We start from the raw sequence: 3,051 nt of genomic DNA on the forward strand, positions 1-3,051 counted from the left end.
GTCCGCCATCGCACGATAAGCCAAAGCAAGCATTCGTGATGCGCAAAGTTCTCCTCCTCGGCTCCACCGGATCCATCGGCACCAGTGCCCTCAAAGTCGCGCGCGACATTCCCGAGCGCATGCAGATCGTCGGTCTGGCTGCGAACTGCAGTGTCGAGGCGCTCGTGCAGCAGGTCCGTGAAACCGGCGTGAAGCAGGTTGCCCTCACCGATGCTGCTGCCGCGGAAAAAGCACGTGCGCTGCTGCCCGCAGATGTCGGGGTCCACACCGGCACGCAGGGGCTGGTCGATCTTGTGAACGAATCCGATGCCGACATGGTGCTCGTCGCCATCGTTGGCACCGCTGGCCTTGCGCCAGCGCTCGCCGCTATTGAGCGTGGTATGCATCTGGCCGTGGCCAGCAAGGAAATCCTCGTCATGGCCGGGGAAGCCGTCACTGAGGCCGCGAAACGCAAAGGTGTGAACATCCTGCCCGTGGACAGCGAGCACAACGCCATCTTCCAGTGCCTCGAAGGCCACCGGCACAGCATCGTCCAGCGGATTCTGCTAACCGCCAGCGGCGGCCCCTTCCGCCAGTTGCCTGCCGATCAACTGCCCAGCGTCACCGTGGCGCAGGCGCTGAAACATCCCACCTGGACCATGGGCCGCAAGATCACCATCGACAGCGCCACCCTTTTCAACAAGGGCCTGGAAATGATCGAGGCGAAGTGGCTATTCGATGTGCCGATGGACAAGATCGAGGTCGTCGTGCACCCGCAGAGCATCGTCCACAGCATGGTCGAATTTGCCGATAACAGCGTCATCGCCCAACTCAGCCACAGCGACATGTGCTTTCCGATCCAATACGCGGTGACCTGGCCTGACCGCGTGACGAACAATCTCAAGCCGCTCGATTTCGCCAAGGTCGGAGCCTTGCACTTCGAAGCGCCCCGAGTGGACGATTTCCCCGCGATCAACCTCGCCCGTCAGGCGGGGATTGTCGGCGGCACCCTGCCTGCCGTCCTGAATGCGGCCAACGAAGTTGCCGTTGAAGCATTTCTTAACGGGAAAATCTCATTCCCCGGCATCTGGCAGACGGTCGAGGGGGTCATGACGGCGCATCAGGTGGTCCAGCATCCTGACCTCGGGGCGCTTATCGAGGCGGATGCCTGGGCGCGGCGAAAAGCGGCTGAATTGATCTGATTTGAGGCCAGTTCGGAGTTTCCAAAAACTCTCCAAAAATGTCCTCGCCCCTGCGAGGGTCGTGCTACTCTCATGGCGAACCCACTGTTCGCCGTGAAAACCTCTTTCAGCCTCGCGCTGCTGCCAGCCATGACGCTGGCGTTTGTTGCTGCCTCTGCCATCTCTCACGCGGCTCCGCCTAAAGGCCGTTCTGACACAAAAGCGCCGCCACCGCAGGAACTGCATGCGGACATCACCATCAATCCGGAGGAACTGGCGCCGGATTCGACCATCGAAGTCGTGTTCCCGACGGCGATGGTGGCGAAGGATCAAATTGGCAAAAACGCGGCCACTTCACCCTTGGTCATCCTGCCAGATCTGACCGGCACGTTTGAGTGGACGAGCACCCGCAGCGGTCAGTTTCACCTGACGCAGGCACCAAAGTTCGCCGCCAGCTACGAGTTCAAACTGCGCACCGGTTTGACGGACCTCGCGGGCAAACCGCTCGCGGCCGAAAAGCTTGATTCCGTCGAAAGCGCCCGCTTTCGCATTATTGATCAGCATCCACGCTGGTTCGACGATGATGCGCAGAATCGTACCCCGCGCTTTCTCTTTGAGTTCAACGACAGCGTGACGCCTGCGGAAGTCGTCAAGCACATCAAGTTCGTCTCTGAAGCATCACCGCAGCCGGTCGCCGCCAAGATCCGCCACGCCACGGGCAAGGACTTCACTCGCATGGGCACCGAGCCGCAGGCGACTTGGGCGGAGGAAATCTCCAAGGTGAAGCCTTCCGTGGGAGATGATGCCGCCCGCTTGAGCGCCATCATCATTGAGCCTGAAACTCAGCTCTCCATTGGCAAATGGCGCCTAACCATCGCTGAAACCCTCAGCAACACCTCCGGCGTCAATCAGATCGCCACGGGTGACGACATCCAACTCGGCGAGATCAAACCGTTCGAAGTGCGCGAAGTCGAAGCGCACACGCCATTCGACAGCGACTACTACATTGATGTCGATTTCAACAAGCGCCTCCTGCCGCCGACCAATGATGAAATGACCAAGGAGATGGTCGAAGCTTTTGCGCAAAAGCTCGCGCCGTTTGTCACCATCCGGCGCACATCACTTGGTCAAAAACTGGCGTCGGTGGTTCATAAGGATGAAGGTCCGGTCACGGGGCTCAAGGTCGAAATTCTCGGACGCACATTGCGCTTCACCGGGCCGTTTGAAGTGAACAAGAAGTACACCGTCACGGTCGATATGGCGATGACCTCGGGGGACAACCTGCCGTTGCAGGCGAACTACAAAAACGAGGTCACCTTCATTCCCAATCCTCCCTATCTGGCCGCGCCAACCTTCATCAATGCGCAATTGGCCAAGGGCGATGCGAATTATGAATTCAGCGCCGCAAACGTGAAGCAGGTGCGCGTGCGGGCGAAACGGCTCAACGGTCCCGAACTGCTCAAAGCTCTCGATCAATACCGTGCTTACCGCACTGCTTACTACGGCAACGACAAACAAAAGGCGGCTTACAAGACGCAGTCCATCGATGCCTACCCCGGCACGCAGGTGTTTGATCGTAGCTTCCCAGTGAACAAGCCGCTGGATCACAGCGAGATCCTGAAGCTGAACTGGCGCGAAGTGCTCGGCGATTTCCCTGCTGCGCCGCTGTTCATCGAACTCGAAGGCACTGCTGCTGATGGGATCGAGCAGAAAGGCGTTGTCACCCAGACGCTCGTTCAGTTCACCGATCTGGGCATCATGCAAAAGAGCAATGGCCGCGAGTCGATGATCTTCGTGACCTCGCTTGAAACAGGCAAGCCTGTGCCTGGCGTGCGACTCACCCTTGTCGACACCGATTTAAAACTCATCGGTTACGGTGACACCGACGCCA

At 59.1% G+C, this 3,051-nt stretch carries 2 protein-coding genes; both read left to right on the forward strand.

All coding sequences use genetic code 11. The annotated features are described in order from the left end of the window. Positions 1 to 38: 38 nt before the first annotated feature. Positions 39 to 1,181 carry a 1-deoxy-D-xylulose-5-phosphate reductoisomerase gene (locus ACIREA_RS29590; RefSeq protein ID WP_397385918.1) on the forward strand — a complete coding sequence of 381 codons (1,143 nt, stop codon included), beginning with the start codon at positions 39 to 41 and terminating at the stop codon, positions 1,179 to 1,181. Between the two features lie 93 nt (positions 1,182 to 1,274). Then, on the forward strand, positions 1,275 to 3,051 hold a 1,777-nt coding region (locus tag ACIREA_RS29595; RefSeq protein ID WP_397385919.1), incomplete at its 3' end, for a hypothetical protein.

It is taken from the genome of Prosthecobacter sp., from assembly GCF_044373815.1.
Classification (GTDB): domain Bacteria; phylum Verrucomicrobiota; class Verrucomicrobiia; order Verrucomicrobiales; family Verrucomicrobiaceae; genus Prosthecobacter.